Genomic DNA, 2,582 nt, shown 5'->3' on the forward strand with positions numbered 1-2,582 from the left:
AAAAGAACGTGGCTAATTTGAAGAGATTAGCCACACCAGAAGATAGTATTATATCAATTCAATTTCCGATTAATAAAGTTGAAATCGATAATCGACTTAAAGATTATAATAAACTGACTCCTCGACAATTTGGTACAAGGTATAAAGGGTTGTTATTCCAACCGATTGAATTTAATTGGAACGGGCAAACCCACCATATACAGTTTAATTTTTGCCATAACCCGTTTTGTAAATGGCACGGACTTGAGCAAATCAAATTTAATGTCAAAGGAAAATCCCAAAGATATAAGTTAGCTGGTGGTAATAATAAGTCAATCGTTTGTAATCCCGATCCAATCGAACCACGTAAAGGGATTACACTTGGTTGCCATACTAGGCCCCTTTCAAATTGGTCGATAGCTCTTGAAATAGAAAGACTTATTAGAATCGGCAAAGTTGAAAATATCACTCCTGAATACCAGTTTCATAAAGAAGATTGTCCAACTGAAAAACTGACACCTTTTGAAACACCTAAAGGATTTTACAAACAAGGGAAAAGTAAAGTTGGGGCTCAAGTTTGGCAATGTAAAGTATGTAAGAAAAAGACGAATATCTTACCTAACACAAAACAAACAACTAAGTACCGACAAAAGCGGAGTGAGATAATGCCAACTTTCGCGAATCTATTGATTAATAAAACTCCTATTAATCGAGCTTGTGATATTTTAGGAATTGGCAAAGGAACTTACTATGACAAACTCGAGATTTTATATAGAAGGTGCCTGGAATTTCTAGAGAGATACGAAACGAAGCCAATTAAACAGCTTAAATTTGATGAAATATGGCTAAATACGGATAAAATGAATTATGTTTTAAACAATGTCAGAAAGAAAGGTCAAGCTAGTTCTAGATTTGATTCATTTGAGGAGTTGCAATTGCCTACTTCTGTTGTTATAACTTCTGATTTATCTTCTAGATATGTATTTCGTGCAGATGTAGCCTACGATTGGGATATAGACCTGAATGACATTGCCCTTGATACAATACTGACAAAAGAAGATCACCTTAACGACTTTGTAAAGAAACACGCTAGATTCGGCGATTACTCTCATTTTCCGCAGCCACCTTCACCCAATGACACAGAAACAAAATCAGAGTATTATCAGAACCTTTCTAAAGTGGAACATAGGGCAAAGTTTATCGATGGTTTACACGTTAATTCAACTTATACTTCCATCGCTCATATGTGGTTGTTAAAACAAATGATTAATTCAAAAGAATGGCGTTTTGTTACGGACGAAGATGCAACATTAATGACTTCAATCTACCGTGTATTTTCTGATGAAATTCGCAAATATGACGCTCATCATTTTTTGTGCCAGACTGATAAAACTAAGACAAGAAAAGAGGCAAAAGAGGAATTTATAGATGCTAGGACATTTTTATTAGAATGGGGTTTGCAAAGGGATATAAACACGCAAACATTAAGGAAACTAGCTAAACTTTATTTAACAGATTTGTTTGAAAGTCATCAATTTCACAAAGAAGTAAACGGCGGAATAGTTTATGCGGATAATCCAATACAACATCCGTTAGCGACTCAAGATCGAGGCTACCGTTGGGTTGACTGCAAAACGGACCTTTCATCCTTAGATCCAAAAGACATTGCGGAACTAATATTGAATGTGAACGATAATGCGACAAATAACTTTATCCAGTTAATTCGTAGGAGACTATCTTTTTTAGAAAGACCATTAACAACCGCCAGGGGTGATGGTAAGAGTTACATTTACTCTAATTTTAATCCTAAATATGCTCAGTACGCACTAACAATTCTCCGTACCTATTACAATTTCTGTCTACCTTATAAAACGAAGGAAGGTAAAAAAGAAATCGTTAAGACACCAGCACAACGATTAGGATTAACTCAAAGGTTTTTTACATTGAATGATATTATTTATCTTCAATAAGAACATATTTTTAGAATGAAATTCCAACAGAAAAAAACTCGTCAATATGACGAGTTTTACTTGTGTTTTATGCAATTATTCAATTCTTTTTATTATTATTTTTACTGCTAACAAATTCAATTTGATATTCCGAAATTTTTTCCCTTAGTTTATAATAATCATTTGAGAAATCACTATCCCTGGCAAAAGTTACTTTGTTGCCATCATTAAATTGGAACTCTAAGTTGGATTTTTTACCCCGTTCTTTTTCGAGATGATATACAATTTTAATTACTTCATCCCATTGATAATGTTTGTGTTCAAGTGAATTTATCTCACTATATGATACTCCATCTTCACTTAGTTCTTTATAATGATTGACCCCTAATACAAGGGGAAAAATACTTGAAATTATTAAAATTACTCCAATTATAATCGAGGTAATGTTAGCATTCAACAAATATAAAATAAATGTAGCTAATAACCATAAGAGAAATCCAGCCCCATATAAAAAATAAGCCGCTTTAGGTGTTTGAATAAACCAAGTTTCCTTTGTTGCATACATAACATCTGAGATGATAAATGGAAAAAATGGCACTGCAAAAGGAATTGATACTGCAATAATGACAGCTAAAGAACCAAAAATATGTTTTT

General features: G+C 33.3%; 2 protein-coding genes. One reads left to right on the plus strand and one right to left on the minus strand.

Annotated features, from left to right (window positions below; genetic code table 11):
* The first annotated feature begins 8 nt into the window (after positions 1-8).
* Complete coding sequence (locus tag E1I69_RS23990; RefSeq protein ID WP_136382005.1) at positions 9-1,949, plus strand: IS1 family transposase; 1,941 nt, start codon at positions 9-11, stop codon at positions 1,947-1,949.
* Between the two features lie 79 nt (positions 1,950-2,028).
* On the opposite strand, the gene E1I69_RS24590 is transcribed toward E1I69_RS23990, so the two are convergent.
* Positions 2,029-2,582, minus strand: a 554-nt coding sequence (locus E1I69_RS24590; protein ID WP_161974974.1) for a hypothetical protein, incomplete at its 5' end; no start/stop codon positions are given.

Origin of the sequence: Bacillus timonensis (assembly GCF_004799755.1) — a bacterium.
In the GTDB taxonomy this organism is placed as follows: Bacteria; Bacillota; Bacilli; order Bacillales; family Bacillaceae_L; genus Ferdinandcohnia; species Ferdinandcohnia timonensis_A.